At 45.7% G+C, this 25,618-nt stretch carries 22 protein-coding genes and 2 pseudogenes; 22 read left to right on the plus strand and 2 right to left on the minus strand.

The window, feature by feature from the left end:
* The first annotated feature begins 141 nt into the window (after window positions 1–141).
* From vanH to KQX66_RS31800, 16 genes are all read left to right on the plus strand, one after another.
* On the plus strand, window positions 142–1,104 hold the full coding sequence (vanH, locus tag KQX66_RS31725) for a D-lactate dehydrogenase VanH (protein WP_216797555.1): 963 nt from the start codon (window positions 142–144) through the stop codon (window positions 1,102–1,104).
* Window positions 1,105–2,136: a D-alanine--(R)-lactate ligase gene (gene vanA, locus KQX66_RS31730; protein WP_216797557.1), complete on the plus strand. Its 1,032-nt coding sequence runs from the start codon at window positions 1,105–1,107 to the stop codon at window positions 2,134–2,136. It abuts the gene before it with no gap.
* Window positions 2,137–2,140: 4 nt separating this feature from the next.
* Window positions 2,141–2,764 carry a D-Ala-D-Ala dipeptidase VanX gene (gene vanX / locus KQX66_RS31735; protein ID WP_216797558.1) on the plus strand — a complete coding sequence of 208 codons (624 nt, stop codon included), beginning with the start codon at window positions 2,141–2,143 and terminating at the stop codon, window positions 2,762–2,764.
* Window positions 2,761–3,465 (plus strand): FadR/GntR family transcriptional regulator, encoded by a 705-nt coding sequence (locus tag KQX66_RS31740; protein WP_216797560.1) that lies wholly within the window; start codon window positions 2,761–2,763, stop codon window positions 3,463–3,465. Before vanX ends, KQX66_RS31740 begins: the two co-directional genes overlap by 4 nt.
* A complete protein-coding gene (gene murG, locus KQX66_RS31745) occupies window positions 3,462–4,523 on the plus strand; it encodes an undecaprenyldiphospho-muramoylpentapeptide beta-N-acetylglucosaminyltransferase (protein WP_216797562.1) in 1,062 nt (353 codons plus the stop codon). Before KQX66_RS31740 ends, murG begins: the two co-directional genes overlap by 4 nt.
* Window positions 4,524–4,693: 170 nt before the next feature.
* Window positions 4,694–5,995 carry a DEAD/DEAH box helicase gene (locus tag KQX66_RS31750; RefSeq protein WP_216797563.1) on the plus strand — a complete coding sequence of 434 codons (1,302 nt, stop codon included), beginning with the start codon at window positions 4,694–4,696 and terminating at the stop codon, window positions 5,993–5,995.
* A 27-nt stretch (window positions 5,996–6,022) separates the two neighbouring features.
* Window positions 6,023–6,379, plus strand: coding sequence for a nucleotide excision repair endonuclease (locus KQX66_RS31755; RefSeq protein WP_216797566.1), 357 nt, complete (start codon window positions 6,023–6,025; stop codon window positions 6,377–6,379).
* 165 nt (window positions 6,380–6,544) lie between these two features.
* A complete protein-coding gene (locus tag KQX66_RS31760; protein ID WP_216797568.1) occupies window positions 6,545–8,101 on the plus strand; it encodes a tetratricopeptide repeat protein in 1,557 nt (518 codons plus the stop codon).
* Window positions 8,102–8,334: 233 nt separating this feature from the next.
* Window positions 8,335–9,417, plus strand: a complete 1,083-nt coding sequence (locus tag KQX66_RS31765) for a SurA N-terminal domain-containing protein (RefSeq protein ID WP_216797588.1) — start codon at window positions 8,335–8,337, stop codon at window positions 9,415–9,417.
* 123 nt (window positions 9,418–9,540) lie between these two features.
* A complete protein-coding gene (locus KQX66_RS31770) occupies window positions 9,541–11,589 on the plus strand; it encodes a right-handed parallel beta-helix repeat-containing protein (RefSeq protein WP_216797570.1) in 2,049 nt (682 codons plus the stop codon).
* Window positions 11,590–11,711: 122 nt separating this feature from the next.
* Entirely contained in the window at window positions 11,712–13,451 is a 1,740-nt protein-coding gene (locus tag KQX66_RS31775; protein WP_216797572.1) for a sensor histidine kinase, read from the plus strand.
* Between the two features lie 12 nt (window positions 13,452–13,463).
* Entirely contained in the window at window positions 13,464–14,801 is a 1,338-nt protein-coding gene (locus tag KQX66_RS31780; protein ID WP_216797574.1) for a response regulator transcription factor, read from the plus strand.
* Window positions 14,802–14,925: 124 nt separating this feature from the next.
* Window positions 14,926–16,659 (plus strand): extracellular solute-binding protein, encoded by a 1,734-nt coding sequence (locus KQX66_RS31785; RefSeq protein ID WP_216797576.1) that lies wholly within the window; start codon window positions 14,926–14,928, stop codon window positions 16,657–16,659.
* 81 nt (window positions 16,660–16,740) lie between these two features.
* Window positions 16,741–17,631 carry an ABC transporter permease gene (locus KQX66_RS31790; RefSeq protein WP_036692347.1) on the plus strand — a complete coding sequence of 297 codons (891 nt, stop codon included), beginning with the start codon at window positions 16,741–16,743 and terminating at the stop codon, window positions 17,629–17,631.
* A gap of 12 nt (window positions 17,632–17,643) precedes the next feature.
* Entirely contained in the window at window positions 17,644–18,534 is an 891-nt protein-coding gene (locus KQX66_RS31795; protein WP_216797578.1) for a carbohydrate ABC transporter permease, read from the plus strand.
* Between the two features lie 31 nt (window positions 18,535–18,565).
* Window positions 18,566–19,825: a Gfo/Idh/MocA family protein gene (locus tag KQX66_RS31800; protein ID WP_216797589.1), complete on the plus strand. Its 1,260-nt coding sequence runs from the start codon at window positions 18,566–18,568 to the stop codon at window positions 19,823–19,825.
* A gap of 85 nt (window positions 19,826–19,910) precedes the next feature.
* Here the strand turns inward: KQX66_RS31800 and KQX66_RS31805 are convergent, their stop codons facing one another.
* On the minus strand, window positions 19,911–20,135 hold the full coding sequence (locus KQX66_RS31805) for a helix-turn-helix domain-containing protein (protein WP_108533875.1): 225 nt from the start codon (window positions 20,133–20,135) through the stop codon (window positions 19,911–19,913).
* Window positions 20,136–20,594: 459 nt separating this feature from the next.
* Here KQX66_RS31805 and KQX66_RS31810 point away from each other — a divergent pair, with 459 nt between their 5' ends.
* Window positions 20,595–21,155, plus strand: coding sequence for a GNAT family N-acetyltransferase (locus KQX66_RS31810; RefSeq protein ID WP_216797579.1), 561 nt, complete (start codon window positions 20,595–20,597; stop codon window positions 21,153–21,155).
* Between the two features lie 221 nt (window positions 21,156–21,376).
* Here KQX66_RS31810 and KQX66_RS31815 read toward each other — a convergent pair whose 3' ends face one another.
* Window positions 21,377–22,075 carry a DUF4386 domain-containing protein gene (locus KQX66_RS31815; RefSeq protein WP_216797580.1) on the minus strand — a complete coding sequence of 233 codons (699 nt, stop codon included), beginning with the start codon at window positions 22,073–22,075 and terminating at the stop codon, window positions 21,377–21,379.
* A gap of 115 nt (window positions 22,076–22,190) precedes the next feature.
* Between KQX66_RS31815 and KQX66_RS37615 the strand changes: the two are divergent.
* The 5 genes and pseudogenes from KQX66_RS37615 to KQX66_RS31835 all read left to right on the plus strand — a co-directional run.
* Window positions 22,191–22,385, plus strand: a pseudogene (locus KQX66_RS37615) (ArsR family transcriptional regulator); the annotation flags it as partial.
* Between the two features lie 18 nt (window positions 22,386–22,403).
* Window positions 22,404–22,637 (plus strand): annotated as a pseudogene (locus KQX66_RS31820) (arsenic resistance protein); the annotation flags it as partial.
* Between the two features lie 142 nt (window positions 22,638–22,779).
* Window positions 22,780–22,872: an Ada metal-binding domain-containing protein gene (locus KQX66_RS31825; protein ID WP_216797581.1), complete on the plus strand. Its 93-nt coding sequence runs from the start codon at window positions 22,780–22,782 to the stop codon at window positions 22,870–22,872.
* Between the two features lie 55 nt (window positions 22,873–22,927).
* Window positions 22,928–24,172, plus strand: coding sequence for an MFS transporter (locus tag KQX66_RS31830; protein ID WP_216797582.1), 1,245 nt, complete (start codon window positions 22,928–22,930; stop codon window positions 24,170–24,172).
* Between the two features lie 14 nt (window positions 24,173–24,186).
* Window positions 24,187–25,446: an ATP-grasp domain-containing protein gene (locus KQX66_RS31835; protein ID WP_216797583.1), complete on the plus strand. Its 1,260-nt coding sequence runs from the start codon at window positions 24,187–24,189 to the stop codon at window positions 25,444–25,446.
* Window positions 25,447–25,618: the final 172 nt, after the last annotated feature.

Below are 25,618 nucleotides of genomic sequence, written 5' to 3' on the forward strand. Positions count from 1 at the left end.
TTAGGATTTTCTTAGGAATTAAACAACTCCATATTAATATACGGCCTTTCCGCTTTGGATAACATGGTTTTATCAAAGCAGAGAGGCTTTTATTTTGCAGAAAGGTATATAAAAAAGGTCATAAAAAGGATGGTTGACACAATGGAGAAAACAGGCATCACGATTTACGGATGTGAAAAGGACGAAGCGGATATTTTCAGGAGGTATTCACCACGTTATGGTATTGAACCGACGATCATTCAGTCAGCGGTATCAGCAGAAAACGCCGCGTTGGCATCAGGCAATTGCTGTATAAGCGTTAATCATAAAACGGAAATAGGGCTTTCCACTCTTCGCGCCCTCAAAGAAAACGGCGTAGCTTACATATCCACAAGAAGCATAGGCTGCAACCACATTGACATTGAAGCGGCTGAAAAGCTTGGCATTACTATTGGTAATGTAGCTTATTCGCCGGCTAGCGTAGCAGATTATACTTTGATGTTGATCCTCATGTCTATACGAAATGCAAAGTCGGTTTTATGCAGGGCAGACGTCCATGATTACAAGCTTTGTGCTGTACCGGGACGGGAACTGCGCGACATGACGGTGGGGGTATTGGGGACAGGCCGCATTGGTCAGGCGGTTATTGATCGGCTAAACGGCTTCGGATGCCGCATACTGGCTTACAACTTGGATCCACAAGCTAAGGCCGAATATGTTACTCTGGGCGAACTGCTGCGGCAAAGTGATATCCTGACGCTTCATATGCCGCTCAATGCTGATACTTACCATATACTTGACCGGAAGCGAATCCAAAGCATGAAACACGGGGCCTTCGTTATTAACACCGCACGCGGTTCTCTTATTGACACAGAGGCGCTGATCCGGGCTCTGGAAAATGGGAGACTGGGGGGCGCCGCATTGGACGTCGTTGAAGGCGAAGAAGGGTTATTTTATCACGACTGTACAAACAAGCCGATCCATAATCAACTTCTGCTGCGATTGCAAAAATTGCCGAATGCGATTATTACGCCGCATACCGCCTTTTACACAGAACACGCGCTGCAAGATATCGTGGAGAACACGATTCAGAATTGCTTAGAATTCGAAAGGGGAAAAAGATAAATGAACAAGCTCAAAATTGCCGTTTTATTCGGAGGCTGCTCAGAAGAACATGCTGTCTCAATAAAATCCGCACAGGAGATCGCCAGAAACCTTGACCCGGAGAAATTTGATCCGCTTTACATTGGAATAACCAAAGCCGGTGGATGGAAGCTCTGCGATTATCCTGATACGAATTGGGAAAGCGGAAATGGCATTCCTGCCATTTTGTCGCCGGACAGAAATGTCCACGGGTTGATTGTGTTGGAGCAAGGAGAATATAAGATTATCCGCCTGGATATGGTGTTTCCTGTTTTGCATGGAAAAATGGGGGAGGATGGCGCAATGCAGGGACTGTTGGAGCTTTCGGGCATTCCCTATGTAGGCTGCGATATCCAGAGCTCGGCGCTGTGCATGGACAAGTCTTTGACTTATGTGATCGTAAGAAACGCAGGAATCGCTACGCCTGATTTTTTGACATTCAATAAAGGTGACATGCCAGACGCGGAGCAATTGGTTTATCCCGTCTTTGTTAAACCAGCCCGTTCCGGATCGTCTTTTGGTATCAGTAAGGTATGCAGTATGGACGAATTGCCAGAAGCCATCGCAAGCGCAAGGCAATATGATCCAAAAATTCTGATTGAGCAAATGATTTCCGGCAGCGAGGTAGGCTGCGCAGTGCTCGGAACCGGTAACGACTTGTTTGTTGGTGAAGTGGATCAAATCCAGTTATCGCATGGCTTCTTCCAAATCCATCAGGAAAAAAATCCGGAGACCGGTTCTGAAAACTCTACAATCAAGGTTCCAGCCGATATTTCAGATCAGGATAAGAAACGGGTACAAGAAACAGCGAAGCTGGTTTATCGGGCTTTAGGCTGCAGTGGGCTTGCTCGTGTGGATATGTTTCTACAGGAAGACGGGCAAGTCGTGCTCAATGAAGTCAACACTATGCCTGGTTGTACCTCGTACAGCCGCTATCCAAGAATGATGGCCGCCGCCGGCTTAACGCTTGCCGATGTGATTGAACGCGTGGTTGCATTAGCGATGGAGGGATAAGAATATGGAAAAAGGATTTGTGTTTCTTGATGAAGTTCTCCCCGGAATTCGTTGGGATGCTAAGTATGCCACATGGGACAACTTCACCGGAAAACCGGTCGATGGTTATGAAGTCAATCGTATTGTTGGCACCAATGAATTGGCCGCCACGCTGCGTGCGGCCCAGGAGCAGGCAGCTGTCCTTGGATATGGCTTGCTTCTCTGGGACGGTTATCGTCCGCAACGCGCTGTGAATCGCTTTCTACAATGGTCTGAAGAGCCTGAAGATGGGCGTACAAAATCAAAGCATTATCCTAAGATCAACCGTTCCGAAATGATTCAGAAGGGTTACGTAGCGACTCAATCGAGTCATAGCCGTGGTAGTGCAATTGATCTGACTCTTTATCGAGCAGATACCGGCGAGCTTGTTCCGATGGGCGGTGATTTTGATCTGATGGATGTCATCTCCCATCACGGAGCTAAGGGAATCACTAAAGATGAATCTAAAAACCGCCGGTTATTGCGTTCTATCATGGAGTCCAGCGGTTTTAACTCATATGATTGTGAATGGTGGCATTATACATTGAAAAACGAGCCATATCCCAATACCTATTTTGATTTTCCTATATCAATGGTAAAACACCTATGAATTTACAGAAGAAGAATTACGAAATCATTACGGACGAGCTCCGGCGCATTATCGAAGCGGGGCTGATCAAGCCGGGGGAGAAGCTCGACACAATCGACCAGTTGGCGGCACAGTACCGTGTGGGACGCTCGACGGTGCGCGAGGCGCTCAGCCATCTGAAGGCGCTCGGTCTGGTCGAATCCCGGCAGGGCGGAGGCACGTACGTCAAGAAGCCCGGGCTTGAGCCGTTGGCCGTGCTGGAATCGCTGCAGAATTCGAACGCCGAGCTGTCGCAGGTGCTCCAGACGCGTAAGATCCTCGAGGTCGGAGCGGCCGAGCTGGCAGCCAAGCACCGGACCGCCGAAGACGTCGAAGAGCTGGGCAAAATCATCGGGCAAATGCGCGACGCCGTCGGCAACGAAGAAATCAGCCGGATTTACGATACGAACTTTCATCTCACCATCGCCAAAGCGTCTGGCAACGCGATTCTGAAAACGATGATGATGCACATTTCCGCGGCGATGTTCCGCACCATCAAGGACAGCCGCAAGCTACGGCTCTACAGCGGGAAGGATACGGCCGTCAAGCTGTTTGGGGAGCACATGAAGCTGTTCGAAGCGATCCGCGACAGAGATTCGAAGCTGGCCGCAGTGACGATGGCGAAGCATCTCGCCCAGGTCGAGAACGCTTTATATCCCGTTATTCGAGGTGACATGGAATGAAAACCATCGTCTTTACCGGAGGAGGTTCAGCGGGACACGTCACGCCGAACATCGCGCTGATGAACAAGCTTCAGCAATTAGGCTGGGAAGTCTGCTACATCGGTTCAGCCACTGGTATCGAGAAAGACATTATCGAGCGCGAAGGCGTTCCTTTTTATTCGATTTCCTCCGGGAAATTGCGCAGATATTTCGATCTCAAAAATTTCATAGATCCTTTCAGAGTCGTTAAGGGCGTTTACGAGTCTTATAGATTATTACGTCGTTTGAAGCCCGCCATCGTTTTTTCGAAAGGAGGGTTCGTTTCCGCCCCGGTCGTTCTTGGAAGCCGGATGAACAAGATCCCGGTCATTATCCATGAGTCAGATATGACGCCGGGACTTGCCAACAAAATGTCGATTCCTTTTGCAACGAAGGTTTGTGTCACGTTTCCGGAATCTATGCAGCATGTGCTGTATCAAAAAGCGATTTTAACGGGACTTCCGATTCGTGAGGGAATTTTAAACGGGAAAGCTTCAAAAGGCTATCACCTCTGTGATTTTCATTCCCAGAAGCCTGTTATTCTGATCATGGGCGGCAGTCTTGGCTCTCAAGTTATTAACCAGGCCGTCAGGGATAATCTGGACAGGTTGCTTGCGCAATTCCAAATTGTACATATTTGCGGCAATGGAAATGTCTCCCGAGAGCTCTCCGGCAAGAGCGGGTACAAACAATTCGAATATATTTCTGACGAGCTTCCGGATGTCATGGCGATGTCGGAATTGGTGATTTCCCGGGCGGGTGCCACTTCGATTTATGAATTTCTCTTATTGGAAAAGCCGATGCTTCTCATTCCACTCTCACTGCAGGTGAGCAGAGGCGATCAAATTTTAAATGCCAAATCGTTCCAAAAGGCCGGCTACGCCGATGTGCTTCCGGAAGAAGAGCTAACCTCCGAATCCCTCGCTGAACGTGTTGAAACGCTCTATGCGAAGCGTGAAGCCTACAAAGAAGCTATGTCATCCCGCAACGAAACGAATGCGGTAGAAACGATTGTCAAGCTGATTGAAACGTATAGCTGAACGGCACGAGCTCGCGGCGGACATTCAAGGTGTGGGTGATGGTGAACTCCGGTGCGGATGTGGACATGTTCATTGTTCCTCCTTTTTGATGCAGCGCGCCACCTCGTATCTGGTGTATAATGCAAGAAGTGAAACTTCCGCATCGACGGTGGCACGACGAAGGAGATTTTATGACATTTGAACAATTGAAACTGATTCCCCCCATTCTTAAAGCGTTGGCCAAGGAAAATTATACACAGCCCACTCCCATACAGGAGCAGGCAATTCCGCCGGTGCTGGCGGGCCGTGATTTGTTCGGCTGCGCTCAGACGGGGACCGGCAAGACAGCGGCGTTCTTACTGCCAATTATCCAACTGCTGAGCGCGCAGCAGGGACGACCGAGCGGCAAGCGCGTCATTCGTTCGCTGATCCTGACGCCTACGCGAGAGCTGGCCATTCAGATATCCGACAACTTTAAATCTTACGGACGCTTTTTGAATCTGCGAAGTGCCGTGATTGTAGGCGGCGTCTCGCAAAAAGCACAGGAGCAGGCGCTGGAGCAAGGCATGGATATACTGATAGCGACGCCCGGTCGACTAATCGATCTGATGAACCAAGGGTTCGCCGATCTGCGTCACGTGCAGATTCTCGTGCTGGACGAAGCAGACCGCATGCTAGATATGGGCTTCATTCACGACATGAGAAGGATCATCGCCAAGCTGCCTGCCAAACGACAGACGCTGTTCTTTTCGGCGACGATGCCGCCCGAGATCACTTCTCTGGTAGACTCACTGCTGACGAATCCAATGAAAATCGAAATTACGCCCGTTTCCTCGACGGCGGAGCGGATCAAGCAGACACTCTACTTTGTGGACAAGCCGAATAAGCTGCCGCTGTTGATCGACCTGCTACAAGACAAGTCGATCGAAAGCGCGCTTGTGTTCACCCGTACGAAGCATGGCGCGGATCGGCTGGTGAGGGGCTTGACGAAGGCGACGATAACCGCGCAGGCGATTCACGGCGACAAGTCGCAGAACGCCCGCCAAGCTGCGCTGAATAACTTCAAGCAAGGTGTGACTCGCATGCTGGTGGCGACAGACATTGCGGCCCGAGGCATCGACATCGAGGAGCTGTCGCACGTCATTAACTACAATTTGCCGAATATCCCGGAGACGTATGTACATCGCATCGGCCGCACCGGACGAGCGGGATTAAGCGGAATAGCGATTTCGTTTTGCGAGTACGAGGAGATTCCTTATCTGAAAGATATCGAGAAGCTGATCAAGCAGAAGATTCCGGTGATCGGGGATCATCCGTATCCGATGACAATTAATGAGTCGACTCCGACGGCAGTTAGGGAGACCAGAACCGGCGTCACATCTTCCGAGGATTGTGTCACCCGCGGCCATCGCGAAGGCACTAATCGAAACGACTCTGCCGCCAGAAAAGGAACCTTCGAAGGTTCCGGCCGCCGCTGGAAACGGCGGTCCTAAATAATAATAAAAAGGGAGTGAATGTACATGATACAAATAACGATTCCAACACCGGATGTCACCATATACAAACAGAAAGACCCTGAGCTAAGCAATATTTATGGGTTTACGGATTTTCACCTGATTTCAAGAGATAAAGCGGGGATTTTTATGTTTTACAATGATCGGGATGAACTTCTATTCGTTGGCAAAGCACGAAAATTAAGACCCCGAATCAAAAAACATTTTGAAGATACAGTATCCATCATGAAAAATTACAGGGGCGAAGTTGCCAAAATCGAGGTTTGTATTGTCGAGGACCCTGTTCATAGAGAAATTTATGAAACATTTATTATTAACGAACACAAGGCCAGATACAATGTAGATAAAGTGTTTTACAAATAAGGATAAACGATAAGTAGAACAAATCTGGGCCTCTCCTAACCGGGCTCTTTGTGAGCCCGAGAGTTGTTTATGGCTTGGAGTGCATTAAAGGTTATTATAGACGTAGGTTAGACAAAATAAATATACAGGAATCGAATAGCTTCCAGAGGACAGGAAATCGGTTAAATGACAATTCATAATAAACAACGTTACCGCTTTAGTGAAGCACCTATATGGAATATTCAGAGGGAATATTATGAACAAGAAGGATTGAAGGCTTGGAACAACGACCAAGTTCCTCAATACATCACGTGCAATCCAATGATCGCTGCGGCCTATGCAGAAATGATATTCGGCTTTCTTCAAGACCGGGCAAATAAGGAAGATAGCTCAGAGCCTGTTCTTATTGTGGAGCTTGGAGCAGGAGCGGGGCGTTTTGCTTTCCATGTGTTACACGAGTTATGTCAGTTGATTGACTATGCAGGGATAACGTTGCCTTCGTTTCGATATATCATGACGGATTTGGCGATGAACAATGTGTTGGCGTGGAAGGGTCATCCAGCTCTACAGGCTTTTATTGCCAAAGGAGTGCTCGATTTTGCACGATTTGATGCTGTTCATGACACGGTTCTGAATTTGATTGTATCAGACGCAACCATTAGTAAAGGAGATTTAAAACAGCCAGTTGTCATTGTGGCTAACTACTTTTTTGATAGTATTCCGCAAGAGCTGCTTTATGTGTCTGAAGGTAAAATTTACGAAGCCGATGTTTTCATCGAGTATCCTAAACTTAAGGATTCGCTTAAACCATCAGAATTACTTGATCAAATATCTTTACATTATAAGCATCGGCGGGCGCCGGAGTATGAGCAAGAAACTTATCCTTATCGTGATGTCATAGCCATATATCAGGAACAATTGGAAGATTCGCATATTTTATTTCCAGTCGCCGGATTAACTTGTTTGGAACGTTTGAACCAGTTGTCGCAGGAGGGATTTCTATTAATAACAGCAGACAAAGGGGATCATTTACTTGAAAACTGGAAATTCGCGGAACCACCGGAGTTGATCCTACATGGAAGCTTTTCTTTAACGGCAAACTACCATGCGATTCAGCAAGTTATGGAACAGAACGGAGCCCTCGCGTTATTTCCTCCGCATCATTATAAAAATATAAATATTGGTTGTATTATCAATATGGATACACCAATGGACTACTTTCAGACAAGATTAGCTTATCGTCGATTTATTGAGCGCTTTGGTCCCGACGAATTTTTTAGCTTGAAGGAATGGGTAGATCTCAATTTAGATAGCATGGAACTTCAGCAAATATTAAGTTTTTGGCGTTTAGGTGGATATGACGCGGAGTTCTTCATTCAGAGCACGAAGCAGATCTCTAGTCTGTTACTAGATGCAAATGATGAGGAAAAGCAGGATATTTTTCGGGGTATACAGCTTATGTGGTCGTCGTACTACGTAATGGAGCAGCGTTATGACATCGCACTTGAGGCTGGATTGTTACTGTTTGAGATGGAAATGTATGGGGACTCCAAACGGTTTTTAGAAATATCAATAGATGAAGATCAAGAGAACATCGTATCCACTGTATATTATTGTCTAGCTATTTGTTGCTTTGAGCTAGAATTAGAAGAAGATGCTTTGAATTACATTAGAATGTTTTTAAAACATGAGCCTGATCATGAAGAGGCCCTGGCGTTGTTACACCGATTTGAGCAAGAATAGAGCCTGGCTTGAATCAATTATATAAAATGCTGTTTAAGCGGAAGGAGGAGACTCTGTTCCGCTTATTTATTTGGCGCGGGCAGTGTCGGCTGGTTGACCCCGGAATTTCCGGAATCGCAAAATGTAAAAAATTTAGAAGTCAGGTAAAGGAATCGAAATTGTTAAGTGCACAGGATCGGCTTACAATTTGTATTAAAGGGATGAAAGCGTTTTAACGAGGAGGCCGGGTCTTGATGTTCAAAGAACGCATTTTGCATTCGAATCATAGACGAATCCTTATCATTTTTAGTTTGTTGACCGTCATGGTAACAGCGGCGTTTTCGGGCGGAGCTTGGTGGAAAGGGAACGAGGAGGATGTGATCGCTACGGTCAATGGCAGTCCGATTCACGTGGAAGAATTCCAACGAGCGATTCGTTTGAACAAATCGGCGATCATGAACTATTTTCGCGATCAGCATCATGCGGATCAGTCCGAGACGTTCTGGACAACTTCATTCGATGGCGAGATTCCTATTGAGATGCTGAAGAAGAAGGCATTGGATGATTGTGTGCGTTTGAAGGTTCGACTGCTGCAGGCAAAGGATCTAGGGATCCTGCAAGACATTAGTTACCCGGGGTTTCTCCGGCAATTGCAGCAAGAGAATCACCGAAGAGCGCAAGCGATCAAGAACCGTCAGGTCGTATACGGGCCTGAACGATATGACGAGGATACGTATCTGGAGTATCTGCTGACGAATTCAACCCTTGCTGTGAAGCAGCACTTGCAGCAAAATGCTTTGAAGCAGGGCGAGTCATCGCTGAGATTGTTCTATGAAGAGCATAAAGATCAGCGATACAGGACGCGGGGCTATGTCACGGTGCAACGAATTTCACGCACGATTCTGGACTCTAATCATCAAATCGATCCCGCGCTCGAACAGAAAGTAAAAAGGCTATTTGAAGAGGCGCATGCCAGGCTTTTATCTGGTGCGTCATTTGAAGACGTTGCCGCAGCCTATGCTGCACCAGGTACGGAACTGGAATTGACCATTGATCTGGGCGACGAACGACGGAATGCCAGAAGCCCGGTAGCCCAGACTGCAGCCAAGCTCTCTGTTCAAGAGTTTAGTCAGATTATTGAAGATAACGGCAGTCTCCATCTCTTAAAATGCATCGAGAAGGTAGAACCTGACTCGGCTTATCTGGCCTATGAGCAGGTGAAAGATCAAGTGCTTCAGGATTATGTCAATGGTGAATATGAGACAAAGATTCGTGAGATGACGGCCTCAGCGCAAGTTGTGAGGCACGACAAGCTATATCAGTCCTTTCAAATATAATTTTGAAGCGCTTCAATTTGTTGTAACCGCTTTAACAGCTTGCTGTTGAGGTGTTGCATACATAATGAAAGGCGAAGGGATGATCATTTTATGTACAGAAGAACTGTGCAACGCGCCATTTGTTTGGCGATTGCGGCCGCTATGCTTCTCAGTCTGGCAATAACCGTTCCTCGGGACGCCAAGGCTGCGGGGGGAGTAACCTATTACGTGGATAACGTAAATGGGAATGACGCTTCGAATGGAACAAGCGCCGGGACAGCTTGGAAGACATTAACGAAAGTGAACGCGACGACGTTTGCCCCGGGCGACAAGATTTTATTCAAGGCAGGAGGAGCTTGGCAAGGACAATTATGGCCAAAAGGTTCGGGGGTGAACGGGAGTCCCATTGTTATCGACCAATACGGGACGGGGAATAAACCGCTCATTGCGGGAGTTACGAGCGAGCTGCAGACGGTTTTTTTGAAAAATCAGGAGTACTGGGAAATCAACAACTTGGAGGTTACTAATCCTTCTACACTACCTTTCTCCAGGGACTGGAAAGGGGCCCGGGGTGAGCGGCGCGGCGTCTATATTTTGAATGAGGAGAGCGGCATCTTAAATCATATTTACATTAAAAATTTGAATATTCATGATGTTGATGGGGTGTATACGACCCGGGCCGGCGGGATCATTTTCGATTCTGTGGGCTCCTATGTGCCAAGTGCGTTTAATGATGTACTGATCGATGGCAATACATTAACGGATGTGGATGCGTATGGGATTTATATCGGTTCGAACTGTACAATTCGGTATGGCATGGGCGATCTTTGGGAGTGGGTTCCCAAGCCTTACGGGTCTTGGACGCCAACGACGAATTTGAAAATCTCGAATAATACGATTGTTCGGCCTGCGACGGGCGGGATTGCATGGAATGTGACGGATGGCGCGATTGTCGAGCGAAATACGGTTCAAGAAGCCACGTTTTTGGCAACCAATGCTTCGATCTGGTGGGCCTACGCGGATAATAACGTGGTTCAATACAATGAATCTTTTGGAAGCCACAACGGGGAAATGGATGGCGAGGGGTTTGATGTGGATGCGGGAAACATAGGCTCCCTGGTTCAGTATAATTACAGTCATGACAATGCAGGCGGCTTTATGTTATTCGTCAATGATACGTATTATACGACGAATACGATCGTTCGCTACAATATCAGTCAGAACGACAAAAATCACTTGTTCCGGTACAGCGGTTCTATTGATACGGTCTATAATTATAACAACACGGTGTACGTCGGAGCGGCATCGGGTAATCCCGTGATGAGCGATTATTTCACGAAATCTTCAGGCGCACCGAAAAATATTAAGAATTACAACAACGTCTACTATAGCGCGGGAGATCGGGGATGGAATCTGACTGGGCAAACTTTTGACTCGAATGCGTATTACGGCGGCAAAACGTTAGTGAACTCGGATGCGCATCGCATAACTGCGGAACCGAAATTCATGAATGCGGGCAGTGGCGGCATCGGTATGAATACGTTGGACGGCTACAAACTCCAGCCCAACTCACCGCTTATTGGGGCAGGCGTTCCTCTGGCGGACAACGGCGGAAGGGACTATTTCGGTAATACCTTATATAACGGAGACCCGGATATTGGCGCCTACGAGTATCAAGGTGCGGTGCCGCCCGCTACGGGCAAAACGCCAATTGTATTCACACCCGCGCCCATTACCCCAATGCCGGAACAACCGAAGCCGGCACCGGGAAATTTGGCGCCGCTTGCAACTGCGAGTGTATCCATCGCCACTTTGTCCACCAGCTCTATTAAAAGCCTGACGGATAGCTCTTATGACAAAGCTTGGTCGAGTGTGGATAAAGGCGTGACATTCCCGAATTATATTACGCTTGATTTTGGTTCCAGATCGGTAACAGCGAGCAAGCTGAAAGTGGTAACCAGGTTTGGAACGGGGCAAGGCGTTACGAAGTTCGATCTTGAAGCTTATAACGGGACGGCTTGGGTGCCGGTGAAGACAGGTATTCAATGGACATGGGCGTATAGCGATACGACGAATGAGACACAGACCCTTAAGTTTGACTCTACCACGGCGAAGCAGTTCCGTTTGAAGATTAATGGGGCAAATTTGAAATGGGGCAATTTCGCGATTAACGAGTTGGAGCTGTACAGGTAAAGAAAAAAGCCGATCATCCTGTGGATGGCCGGCTTTTCCAACATTGAACAAAAGATTCGGGGATGATAAATTGTTGGAAACGATGAATGCTATTACGGATAAGAAAGCGGGCCGAAACCATCATGAAACTTCAGGCAACAGGAACGAAGGGTTGGTTTGTCTATCAGAAGGTTGTAGTGGTCTTCATTGCATTCATGATTCCGCTCGTTGCGATGAACATTTGGGTGAATTACAAAGAGATGGCCTTTACGAAGAAGACGATCACGGATTCGGCTGTAGCCGGAGCTTCTTTTTATGCTAATCAGCTCGATAAGGAATTATATTTTATTCGGACCCAGCAGCTGCAATTTGTCAATGATAAGGATCTTCAGAAGCTTAGCTTTCAAGGGAGCACACTCGATGAGTATGCCTTGTTTGAATTAATTAATCAGACGAAAGACCGGTTGTCCGCGATTCAATACTCGAGTGAACTCATCGTCGATGCCGGCGTTTATGTCAAAGAAATTGGCAAGACCATCTCAAGTATAGGCGGTATCTCGGACACACCGAATTATGAATCAGAATTCATTGTCCCATTAGCCGGGCTGACGCCGAAACCGTCTTTCTATCAAAAAGATGGCCGACTCTTCTTTATTGAGAGTGAGAATAACTCGGGGATCATCTCTTATATCGAGATTTCGACGTCTCGCTTGCGGGAGGCCCTTCGCCAGATTACCACGCTCTATCAAGAATCGGAAGTATTTCTGGGGAGCAAAACACTCGGCCATGTCTTATCGACGGCGAAGGATCAGAACGTCATCATTCCCTTGCTTGCACAACTGGAGGAAGGAAATAAGGGGAATGCCAATCCTTCCAGAGTTATCGATATCGCTGGAGCAAGTTATTTTGTACTGACGTGTCCAGTCGGTTCTTTGAATCTGTCGCTGGTCATGTATGTGGATCATAACGAAATTACGCGCCCGCTCAGGCAGTACAGCTTTTGGTTCTACGCATTATTCGTGATTGCAATCGTGGTGCTGCTGCTCTATTCTTACTCGCTTAATATTATGATCCACAGACCTTTGTCCAAGCTCACCAAGGCGTTCCAGATGATGGAGACCGATAATCTGAATCTCGTCATCGAGTCGAAGACGAGGGATGAGTTTCATTATTTATTTCACAGCTTTAATCGCATGGCGTTCCGTTTGAAGCGTTCGATTGAGGAGAATTATGAGCACAAGATTGCGATTCAGCAATCGGAATTGAAACAACTGCAATCGCAGATCAATCCTCATTTTCTATATAACAGCTTTTTTAACATTTATATGATGTGCAAGGTGGGAGATTCAGACGGAGCTGCGGAGCTATCGCAAAAGCTTGGCAGTTATTATCAATATATAACGAGGAATGGGTCCGACGAGGTGCCCTTGTACAAAGAGTATCAGCATGCCTTGGATTATTGTGAAATTCAGTGCATCCGCTTCTCGAATCGAATCCGATACGAACATGAGGAGATACCGGATTATGCGAAGGCGGTTACGGTGCCGCGATTGATCATACAGCCGATTGTTGAAAATGTTTTCGAACATGCGTTCGAAGACGGCATGAGGAACGGCATTCTGTCTATGACGGCCGACTATCAGGAAGGGGTCGTACGGATTAGGGTCGAAGATAATGGCCGCCTCCTGACGGACGAGACGCTGCAAAGTTTGCAAGAACAGTTGCGTGATGAATCCGGACCACAAGAGAAGACGGGGCTCATGAATGTGAATAATCGATTGCAGTTGAAGTATGGGGCGGGCAGCGGGCTTTTCGTCTCTCGCAGCCAACATGGCGGATTGCGTGTCGAACTGATGATCCGAACTCAAAATGAACGAAAGTGAGGGCCTGTTGCCATGTATCGATTGTTAATTGTAGATGACGAGCCGGTGATCGCGAACGGATTGGTTCAGCTTTTACAGGACCGCCAAGAATTTGAATTGGATATCTGCAAGGCGTATTCTGCGGATGAGGCGCTCGAGGTTGCGCAGCGAACGAAGTTGGATATTCTCGTGAGCGATATTCGGATGCCGAAGAAGAATGGATTGCAGTTAGTCGATGAGATCGCCTATTACTGGCCTTCGTGCCGGATGATTTTCTTAACCGGATATAGTGAGTTTAACTACGTGTATGAAGCCATTCGCAAGAATGTCGATAATTATATCTTGAAGAGCGAAGGGGTCGAACCGATCTTCGAAGCGGTAAGAGGGGCCATTGTCAAACTGGAGGAAGAGCACCGGAATCGGCTTCAACAGGAAAAGGCGCAATTGCACCTGCGGATCGTCGAATCCTTGTTGAAGAAAGAACTGCTGGAATCGGTGCTGCGAGGTGAAGAATTACCTGCTTTACTGAGTGAAGAGCGCTATGCGGATTTGGATTTCGCCATTGCTTTAGACCGTCCCTCCTTTATTCTCATTGGACATGCCGATCAGCAGGAAGGGATCACGATGAAGCGGCTGGAGGCGGCAGGCTCGATAGTTGGCAAGCTGCTGCCCCCTTCGATCGGATGCGAATACACCTTATATGACGGACACCTTATCGTATGGTTCCTGCAACCGAATGCCGAATTAGTAGATCGGCTAAGGGATGAAGCGGATGCTGCAGAGAACGGGCACCGTGTTGTAGCCTATTTGCGAGGGGTGCTGGAACGGGTTCAGAATGAGTGCGAAGAGATACTGGACGTATCGATGTCATTTGGCATTTCGGGGAATATGATGAACCGCTGGGACCAGACCCGCGAGCAAGTAGAAATGATCCGCTCTCTGATCCGTCGAAGAGTTCAGCTTGGTCAAAGAATGGTCATTGTTGATTACGAGCGTACAACGGATAAATCGAGTATACAGATTAAGCTGGCAGGGATTCAGCAGGATGCTTTCAAAAAGGGACTCCTGGATCAGATTCATCGTTATATTGAAGAGCATCTCGCAGGAGACTTGTCGCTGACGGCGATCGCAGAGGAAGTGCATCTTAACCCTTCCTACTTGTCTCGTTACTATAAGCAAATTTCAGGGCACAACCTGATTGAATATATAAAATCCTTTAAGCTCGAATCCGCGATTGCGATGATGTCAGATCCCCATTTGAAGCTAAATGAGATTGCGCTTCGCGTAGGGTTCGACTCTCCGTCTTACTTCGCTACCTTCTTTAAAAAGATGACCGGAAAATCTCCGCAGGAATACCGTAACCTGCAATAGGTCAATAAAGTGAAGACAATGTAAAGGATTCGAAATTGTAAACGGTTTCTTTCCGGGCTTACAATATAAATAGGCAAAGCGACCTGCATGGACAGTACTTTTTACTAGGGGGAAAGTTTCCAATATGAAGCATTATACATTTAGAAAAACGAGAATGATTTTGCTGCTTGCTGCCAGCGTATCGATGGTGTCGGCGTGCTCTAGCCAAGGGGGAGACAAGTCAGTGAGTTCTGCGACTCCTGTGGCATCCGGAGGTTCCGCCGTCACTGCGGCGCCAGAACCGCTAGGCAAGTATGCGGAGCCTGTCGTTGTTACGGAAGTGCTTGGATTCAGCACGCCCGAAGACCCTAGAACCACGAAGGGGATTACCCCTGATCAGAACAGTTATCTCAAAGACCTCAAGGATATGTTGAATATCGATGTGAAATATAAATGGACGGTGCCGAAAGATCAATATGAGCAAAAGTTCTCGCTTGCGTTGGCATCGGGCGATTTGCCGGACATTATGGAGCTTAGTCCGAAAGATTATGAGAAGCTTCGGAAGCAAGATATGCTGGCAGATTTAACCGCAGCCTATGATAAATACGCCTCGCCGGATCTGAAGAAATATATGGAGTCCGATGGCGGGTTTGCGATGAAAACGGTAACCAGAGACGGCAAGCTGATGGCCATTCCAGATTTTACGGATCCGGCGCTTGGCACACAGTTGCTGTGGATTCGGAAAGATTGGCTCGATAACTTGAACCTTCAAGTGCCGAAGACGATCGATGAACTGGAAAAGGTTGCGACCGCTTTTGTGAATGACGATCCGGATCGGAACGGGAAGAAGGATACCTACGGCATCGCGCTGGAGAAGAAGCCTTTCTTCTGGGGATTTGATTTGCGCGGGTTCTTCAATGCCTATGGCGCTTATCCTTCGGTTGGAGACAATATTAACGCATGGATTAAAGACAGCAGCGGCAAGCTTGTTCCCGGGTTGATTCAGCCTGAGATGAAGCCTGCGCTGGCGAAGCTCCAATCCTGGTATAAGAACGGTATTCTGGACAAAGAGTTTGCGCTCAAAGACGAGAATAAAGTGGTAGAGGACATCACGGCCGGTAAAGTAGGGATCTCCTATGGGGAATGGTGGTATCCAAACTGGCCGCTCAATCTCAGTGTGGATAAAGACCCGAAAGCGAATTGGATCGCCGTTCAAATTCCTACGCTGGATGGACAGCCAGGGAAATCCATTGTTCCAAAACTGCGCAGCGAGAAAGTCTACGCCGTCAATAAAAAATTGAAGAACCCCGAAGCGATCGTGAAAATGTTGAATTTCTATTTAGAAATGGGCAAGCCTCAATATATGGATAAGAATAAACCGGAGAATGGGTACGTCTACAATTGGTTCATGCCAAGAATATCAAATCCGGCTCAAATTGAAACCATTTACACGGAAGTAAACAAAGCGCTGGCGGCCAAACAAACAAAAATTACGGTGAATAGTCCGGATTATAAAATGATACAGGATGTCCTGAAAGCGACATTGGATTTGCAGGCGAATGATACCCAAACGGCATCGCGGGGCGTGAACTGGGGACTGTATTTTAGTCGTGCGGCGGAAGATGGCGGCTGGGGCCTGACGCGCAAGATTCGTGAGAAGGGCCAGTTTGTGGTGAATGAATTCTACGGAACACCGACCCCTACCATGGTTGAGAAAGGCGGACAGCTAGATAAGCTGATGCTGGAGTCTTTTAACAAAATCATTCTTGGCGCACCTGTTGACGATTTCGATAAATTCGTAGCGAGCTGGAAAACGCTTGGCGGCGATAAAATGACTGAAGAAGTGAATGCATGGTACAACGAGCAAGCTGTGAAATAAATGAACGTATCGTGACGAGGGGAGCGGGAGCCAGCGGCTCCTCTCGTTTTGTCTACCAATGTGTAAGGAGGTAGTCCAACCATGAGAACTTTTCGCAAAGAGTATCCGCTGCATATCATGCTGATTCCAGGAGTGATTCTGACACTTATTTATTCGTATGGTCCAATGGCCGGACTCGTCATGGCTTTTCAAAATTTTGAGCCGCTGTCAGGCTTTTTTAAATCGGAGTGGGTGGGTTGGGACAATTTTACGTATGTGTTTCATTTGCCGGATTTCAAACAAGTCTTCTGGAACACGATCCTGATCTCCATCTTCAAAATCGCACTGTTCCTGCTTGTTCCGCTTATTCTCGCTTTATTGCTCAATGAGGTGACGAAGCGATGGTTCTCGCGGCTTGTGCAATCGACCATTTTCCTGCCATTCTTCTTGTCATGGACGGTTCTTGGAGGGATTGTGATTGAAATCTTCTCATTGAATGGACCGGTAAATAGCTTATTATCCTTTTTGGGACTTAAGGAAATCATGTTTATGCTGGATAACGGCTGGTTCCGTGGAATCATCATCGGTTCGGATGTCTGGAAAAGCATGGGCTACAATATGATCGTTATGTTGGCCGCAATCACGGGAATTAACGGTACTTTGTATGAAGCTGCGGAAGTGGACGGCGCGGGCCGATGGAAGCAGATGCTGCATATCACTTTGCCCGGTATGCTGCCGATGCTGATTTTGCTGGGCGTCCTGAGTCTGGGGAATATTCTCAACGCAGGATTTGAGCAAATCCTGATCATGTACAATCCGACGGTGTACGAAGGCGCGGACATTATCGACACGTTCGTCTACCGGCTCGGCTTGTTCAGTCAGCAATTCGGCCCCGCTGCGGCAGTCGGTCTGTTTAAGTCCGTCATTTCCCTGGGTCTGGTCTCTATCGCCTACTATGCTGCGTACAAATATAACAATTATCGAATCTTCTAAGGAGGGAATGACGTGATCCATAAATCATCGGCAAGCAGACAGATGTTTGTGTTGTTTAACACGATCTTTTTGACCTTGATTACCGTACTGGCCATTATTCCATTTGTTCATTTGCTCGCCATCTCGCTTAGCTCCAATACAGCCGCAATGGCCGGCGAAGTGAAGCTGTGGCCTGTTGGCTTCTCCCTGGATGCTTATATTTACCTGGGGGAAAAGGTAGAGTTCCTGCGCTCCTTGCGGGTCTCCCTGGAGCGGGTCGTTCTCGGCACGGCCGTCAATATGTTTCTTGTCTTTATTACAGCATTCCCTTTAGCCAAGTCTAATGACAAGTTCAAGTACAGAACGGTCTATGTTTGGTTTTTTGCGGTTACCATGTTCTTCAGCGGCGGCTTGATTCCAACCTACATGATTGTGAAAAATACCGGATTAATCGATACGATCTGGGCGTTGATCTTGCCTGGCGCATTGAATGTGTGGAACATGGTGCTCATGCTCAACTTTTTCCGGGCCATCCCCAAAGAGTTGGACGAGGCGGCTACCATCGATGGGGCGGGTCATTGGCGGGTCCTTTGGCAAGTCTATTTACCCGTATCGCTTCCGTCGATCGCGACAATCGGTTTGTTCACGGTCATCGGTCACTGGAATGTCTGGTTCGACGGCATCTTGTATATGAATTCACCCGAACATTATCCGCTGCAGACGTACTTGTCTACGCTCATAACGGCTATCAACTCACAGATGAGTTCCATGTCGCTTGACCAGTTGAAGGCTTTGGAGAATTTAAGCGAGAAAACGCTTCGGACCGCGCAGATATTCATGGGGGCGCTGCCGATTATGCTCGTCTATCCGTTCCTGCAGAAATATTTCGTCAAAGGGATGACCGTAGGCAGCGTGAAGGAATGAACGATCAGCATACAGGGAGATGGAAATCATGATGAAGCAAGTAACCGTGGCCTTGGTTGGGGCGGGACTTCGGGGCGTGAATTATTTGGAATATGCGAAGCAGTATCCGGATGAGATGCAAATCGTCGCCGTAGCAGAGCCGAACAGGGAGCGGAGAGAGCATTGCCAAGCGAGACATGGGCTTCCTGACGACAAGTGCTTTACCCATTGGGATGAACTCTTTGCACAGCCGAAGATGGCGGATGCGGTCTTCATCTGCACCCAGGATCAGCAGCATTTTGAACCGACGATGAAAGCGCTGGATGCGGGGTATCATGTGCTGCTGGAGAAGCCGATGTCCCCCGATGCGAAGGAATGCGTGGCGATGGGAGCACGAGCTGCGCAGCTTGACCGTGTGTTCTCGATATGCCATGTTCTGAGGTTTACGAATTTCTTCGCTACGATCAAGGAATTGCTGGAAGGAGGGGCTATTGGTCAATTGATGTCGATCACGCACAATGAGAACGTCGGATACTGGCATCAAGCCCACAGCTTTGTTCGGGGCAACTGGCGCAGGAAGGACGAATCGAGCCCGATGATCTTGGCGAAGTCCTGCCATGACCTGGATATCTTACTCTGGCTGGCCGGATCGGATTGCGTAAGCATTTCGTCATTCGGCTCCTTGTCCCACTTTACTTCTGCACAAGCGCCGGAGGGAGCGCCCCTTCGCTGCCTGGACGGCTGCCCCGTCGCAGAAGAATGCCTTTACTACGCGCCGAAACAGTATTTGACCGAAAATACGGACTGGCCAACTTCGGCGATCAGCGATGATTGGAGCTATGAAGGTCGAATCAAGGCGCTGCAGGAAGGACCGTATGGCCGATGCGTCTACCATTGCGACAACGATGTCGTCGATCATCAAGTGGTGAATATGACATTCGCGAACGGCGTTATTGCAGCATTCCATATGAGTGCCTTTACGAAGGAAATTAGCCGGACGATCAAGCTGATGGGAACGACGGGCGAGATTCGCGGCGCGATGGAGAAGAACGAGATCGAAATTCTCCGTTTCGGCAGCGACAAGGCGGAGCGAATCGATTTGGCCGATGCGGGCGGACATATCGGACACGGCGGCGGAGATTACGGCTTGGTCCGGGATTTCCTCCGGCTCTTGCGCGAAGGCGGCGGCAGCAAAGGGCTGACATCAGCGCATCACTCCGTGCAAAGCCATATGATGGCGTTCGCGGCGGAACAAGCCCGAGTGGAACAGAGTGTGGTTCGTATGCAGGATTTTGTTGAGCGCTTGTTATAATCGATTTCTATAAACAACACAAATAACCGCTCAGATAGCTCCATAATACACAATGTAGGCGAACTTTCTGTTACCCATCCGCTGACTAACGGTGTTCATCGGAAGGCGTTAATTCGTACAGGCTGCGCACCTCGCACTGAAGCGTATCGGCGATCGAAATCGCGAGCTTAAGAGACATCACTCTTTTATTGTCGATAAAGTCATCCAGCCGCTCCCGTCTCACCCGTAGTTCAAGCGCCAGCCGTTCCAGCGGTATTCCTGCTTCCTGAAGCCTTTCTTCTAGCAGACAACGGCCAAGTTCGTACTTCAATATGCATATGCCCCTCTCAGAAAAAATCGCCCAACAAATCTTATGATTTCCTTTCCGCTTTAGCTTCATCCCCGGCTTGGATCTCGGGAATCGTGAGCGTAAACAGCGTGCCCGCCCCAGGCACTCTTGATGGATACCTCTCCGTCCAGTGCCCGGATCACCTCGTAGGAAAGGCCCATCCGAGCCTGGTGTGTTCGTTTTCGTTGAGAAATGTATCGAGCCTAAGACGAAACCGCTGCGGCAGGCTATGAGTAGTAGGCCACATATGTTAAAAGGCTCCAGTTACTCTATTCCACAATTGGGCCATATAACGAAATAAATTCTTGTTGAAATTAAAAATATTTGAAATAATTGTTATTAAGTTAAAGGAGAGCGATTGCAGAAAAAGGTGATACGACTTTCCCTTACTTAAGAATTGTGGAATAGTTAAAAATCCGATTAATTATATTCCGAAAGGGTGTGTGCAATATATTATCAACTAATGTTTTTACTTATAAATCTAAGGACGGAAAAACAGTAATAATTAGAGAAGCTATAGAACAGGATGCAGAAAGAATGCTAAATTCTGCTTCAAAAGCTTTAATAAACGCTCCATACATGCTAAGTACGGTTGAGGATGTAAAAAAGATGAGTGTTGATGCTATTCAAAAAACGTTAAAAGCTTATCATGAAAATCCAAATTATGTACAGTTTATTGCTGAAGTTGATGGTAAGTTAGTCGGTGCAATAGATTTTAAGAACGGAAACAAAGAAAAAATTAGTCATCAAGGGGCTTTTGCGATGACCATACTACCTGAATATCGAAATTACGGTATTGGAAGAGCTCTTCTAGAAACGTTAATCAATTGGGCTAAAAACAACAGTAAGATTGAGAAGGTTTGTCTTGAGGTAATGGAAGATAATTTAGGTGCAATCCAGTTATATAAGAATCTAGGCTTTTTTGAAGAGGGTAGAAAAGCAAAGGGGGTAAAATTGGATGACGGCTATCAAGATTTAATATTAATGGCTTTATTCGTTTGAAATTGAACATAAGACTTTACTTGGAAGGTCTCCAAATGCTAGTTAAGACCTGTAAGTCTCTCGACTTTATTTCTACATTAAAAAGAGGCAGCTTTTCTGGCTGCCTGCTTATCTAAGCTCCTCATCTGCCGTTTTCCTAAGTTGCATTAAATTACTTTCTTTGATTGGCGATTCCAATGTCCGTTCCATTTAACCACACCTTCTTTTCTAAAGCATTCATCTTAATTGGATACAGGATCCTGTTCCGCCCGGTTGAATCCTTTAATGATTAGCCAAATAGCCAAAACCAATTGTTGAAAGGCTATCAGACTGTTCAACATCATGTAGGTTGCATCCAGACCGATGAAGCGAATCATAAATAATAAGCTTGCCAATATGGACAATGTAGACCCAATAAGACCCGAAGCTGACAACCAACGTGGAACTAATTTTATTTGGTAAAATATGCAGTTAAACAAGAGCATAGCCAAAACAAATGCCAGTGTCGTTGCCACATGATTCACCAAATCACGTCCTTCCCGTAACAATCCACCCAGGGTCTGAAAATACGATACATTCAGAGTTCCAACTTTTGCAAATTCGTGGCTTAATGTCAGTAGCAACAGAAGAATGATTACACCAAAAATAATGAACACACCCGCAATGATGCCGAAAGCAACAGATCCAAGAGCTAAACCATTATTATGCTTACTTAAAATCGGATACATCAAAATAGGAATACCAACATATGCAACAACCATTAACAACTGGAAAAACGCTCCTACAAGTACCTGATTTTCATTTGTAGAAGCCTTGACAAGGTAGTCTGCTCCATCTATAACAGGAACAACACTAAATATACCTGTAACCAACCCGGTTATTAATAACACCCCAGTAATTACTGCTGACCTTCTACCTGAATTTGCACTCTTACTCAACATATTTAACCCCCCCCCTATAATACCCACCTTTTATAATAATATGACAGGAAAAGGCAAGATAAAACAGATACTTTAGTATGGTTAGCCTCTATCGCCATGGAAGAGAACAGCGATACAGCCAGCCATTTCTAAACATGTAAGCCGTCTGAAAATGGCTGAACTGGTCCGCGAAACGAGAAAGGGGCAATGGGTGTTCTATTCGATCAAAGAGAAACGGTTAGAGGAAATTGGTTATGCCTTGTCCCATTCGCCTGATCTATCCGAGGAGCTGTGGAAAGTAGAGCAACATGGGCTGACGGTTACATGCGAGCAAAGGGGTGTACAGCAGGTGAGCAAGCAAGAGAGAAAGCAGCTTTCTTTTCTGGACCGCTATTTGACGTATGGATTTTTGTTGCGATGACGATAGGGATTGTCCTGGGCTACGTATTTCCGAACTTTGTCGCCGGTTTGAATGAATTTCAAGTCGGAACCACCTCGATACCGATTGCTCTTGTTGTTAACCATTTCATTGATTCAAAACTGGATCATTGGTCCGCTCTTAATGTTTTTCTTGTTGTTAATTTGCTTTGTCACGAAACTCCTCCTGTTTTGCCATACATAACTCTAATATGCCTTTATTTGATTTTGTAATCTTGCTCTTATATTCCCCGATCCGTACAAATGATGAATTTTGGTTTATACTAATTTTCCGTGGAGGTGATTACATGTTTACTGATGAGAGATGGCGGGCTATCGTACAAAATGATGCATCATACAATGACAAATTCTATTACGCAGGAAAAACAACAAAGGTCTGATCTTACTTATATCGAAACTTAACAATTTATAAATATGAATTAATAGAGGAGTATTATGAAAAATAAAAAATATTATAATTTTTACAAGCTTTGGCTAGGACAGTCTATAAGTTTGTTAGGTACCCAGTTTACAGTAGTAGCTTTGCCTCTTTTTGCATTAGAGGTGCTAAAAACAAGTGAGGCGAATGCTGCCTTGCTTCGTGGGATTATATTCATACCCTACCTAATTTTCGGATTAGTAGCCGGTGCTATGATAGACATCCTTCATAGAAAAAAGGTTTTGCTAATTTGTAGTATATGTCAAGGCGGTTTATTTTTATCAGTATTCCTACTGGCTGTAACAAATAAAATAACGTTCCCTTTATTGGTGTTTCTCATGTTTTTAAATGGAATATTTACCACGTTTTACAACATTACAATTCCTTCTTTCTTACCGGAAATTTTAACAGATAAAGACAACTTAAAAAAAGGAAATGCGGGGCTAGCCATTTCGGAGTCTCTTGCTATAGTAATTGGTCCTATGCTAGCAGGAATCGTTATTACTCTAGTTGGATTAACAGGCTTATTCACGGTTGACGCAGTAACGTATTTTGTTTGTTTTGTGTGTGTATTATTTATTTCAAGGTTTAAACCGCATACAGAGGGCTCTTTAAAAAATGTAAATATAAAATCCATATATAAAAACATATATGAAGGATTGATATATTTTAAAAACCACCCTGTATTGGAACCAATTGTAAGCTGTGGCGCTGTTTACGGTTTTTTTAAATACATACTAAATAGCATTTTAGTCATATTCCTTTATAAGGTAATGGGTCTATCTGAACTTGAAATAGGCTTTGTTGTAGGTTCGGCAGCGGTGGGATTTTTAATAGGCAATACGATACTCGTAAAAAAAAGTCAACAAATGAATAATACAAAAATGCTTATTTATAGCGCTACTGTATCAGTTATGGGTCTGACCTTTATACCCATCATGGGATATTTGGGAACCGTTTACGGTATAGTGGCTGTAAGTATCATACATGGTATGGGAGAAGGTGTATTTGCCCCTTACGCTGCAACCATACGACAACTTGCCTCACCAAGTCACATGCTAGGCAGAGTAAACGCTGTACAGCGTACGCTTAATTGGGGAGCTTGGGCATTAGGAAGTTTTGCTAGCGCATTTTTAGTTTCTATATTTGGGCTTCAAACTACGTTATTTATAGGGGGCTTCGGAACAACATTGTGTTTAATCGTGTTGTTAAGGCGAGGCGTATTAAAAGGAACCAACATTGAATATACGAGTTCAATTTAGAGGAGATGATTAGGATGTATAAGGTATTAAAAGGAACTGACATAGAAAATACACCACACGTTTTATTTGTAGGGGGATGGACAAAGCCTATACAAGATGCTTTAGACAGGGGGTATACCGTTTCGTATTTAGGGTCTTACACTAAACACATCTATTTCGATGGAACGATCTTAGAAAAGTGTTTCTATAAAAAAGAAATAGACACAACAAACATACCCGTGTGTGTATACTATGCTGAAGAATTGTACAAAGAGAAACCGTTTGATGTGGTTATATCATTCAATGAAGTAGCCTTAGATACGGCTTGCATAATTGCAAAGATTTTTAATGTTAAAGGATCTTCTTACAACGCTAATATGATAACCCGCAATAAAGACATGATGCGTGAAATTCTAGCAGGCAAAGACTTTTCGATAGATTCGATCGTTTGCAACAACATACAAGATATTGATGAATTTTTGAACAAAAAAGATCGTATTGTAATAAAGCCCCCGATTGGCGCAGGTGGTAAAGGAGTATCTAAGCTAGACATGGGAGATGACGTAGAGGTTTTTATTAAAGATAACGGTATTCAATTACCTATCTTAGTGGAAGAGTACGTTGAAGGTGACGTAGTTTATACGGTCGAAGCCGTTTCTTATAACAAAAAGCATTCTATACTAGCTATATCAGCTGAAATCTTTAAAGAAGATACCTTTATAATAAACTATACTATTATGCCGGCACCTATAGATGAATCTCAAAAAAAATTAATCATTGAGAAAGTAATGCTATTTTTGGACGACGTGCAACTGGAAGACGGCATTACTCATACAGAGGTAAAGATAGACAAGCAAAATAAGCCAATAATCATAGAGTCTCAAGTCAGGATAGGAGGGGGTAATATTTGGAAAATGGTTGAACTAACAACCGGCATATCTCAATTTGGATACTATTATGATGCGTTAGCTACTAAGACTATAGATGAATTTAGATGTGTACCTTCAAAATGTCATGCTATGTCTTTAAGCTTGATTCCAAAACCAGGTTGCTTAAAAGAAATCAAGTATAAAGGGTTAGCTGACATATCCGAGGTCGTATTAATTGATCTATTCGTAAAAGAGGGCGACACCATACCAACTATTGTAGAGAGTACTGGGCGCAAAGGATATATATTATTTACGGCTAAGGATATAAAACATATGTACGAAGTTGCAGATAAAATATGTGACAATATAACGTTTGTTTATCAGGATTTGTCAGAATGGAAACCTTCTTTTAAAAAAGTGTATTAACCAAAAAAAGCAAATCGAAAAAATTAAAAGCTTATCAAAAGGCCGCTGATAAATAATAATGGGAATTGAAGCTTTTCATATGCTACGGAAAGAACAGGGTCTGTAAAATAAATTGTGTAACCTCTCAACTGAGATAAATTTGGCAATACTGACTACTAGATCAAAGTTGGAG

This window comes from Paenibacillus oleatilyticus, from assembly GCF_018998565.1.
Classification (GTDB): Bacteria; Bacillota; Bacilli; order Paenibacillales; family NBRC-103111; genus Paenibacillus_G; species Paenibacillus_G oleatilyticus.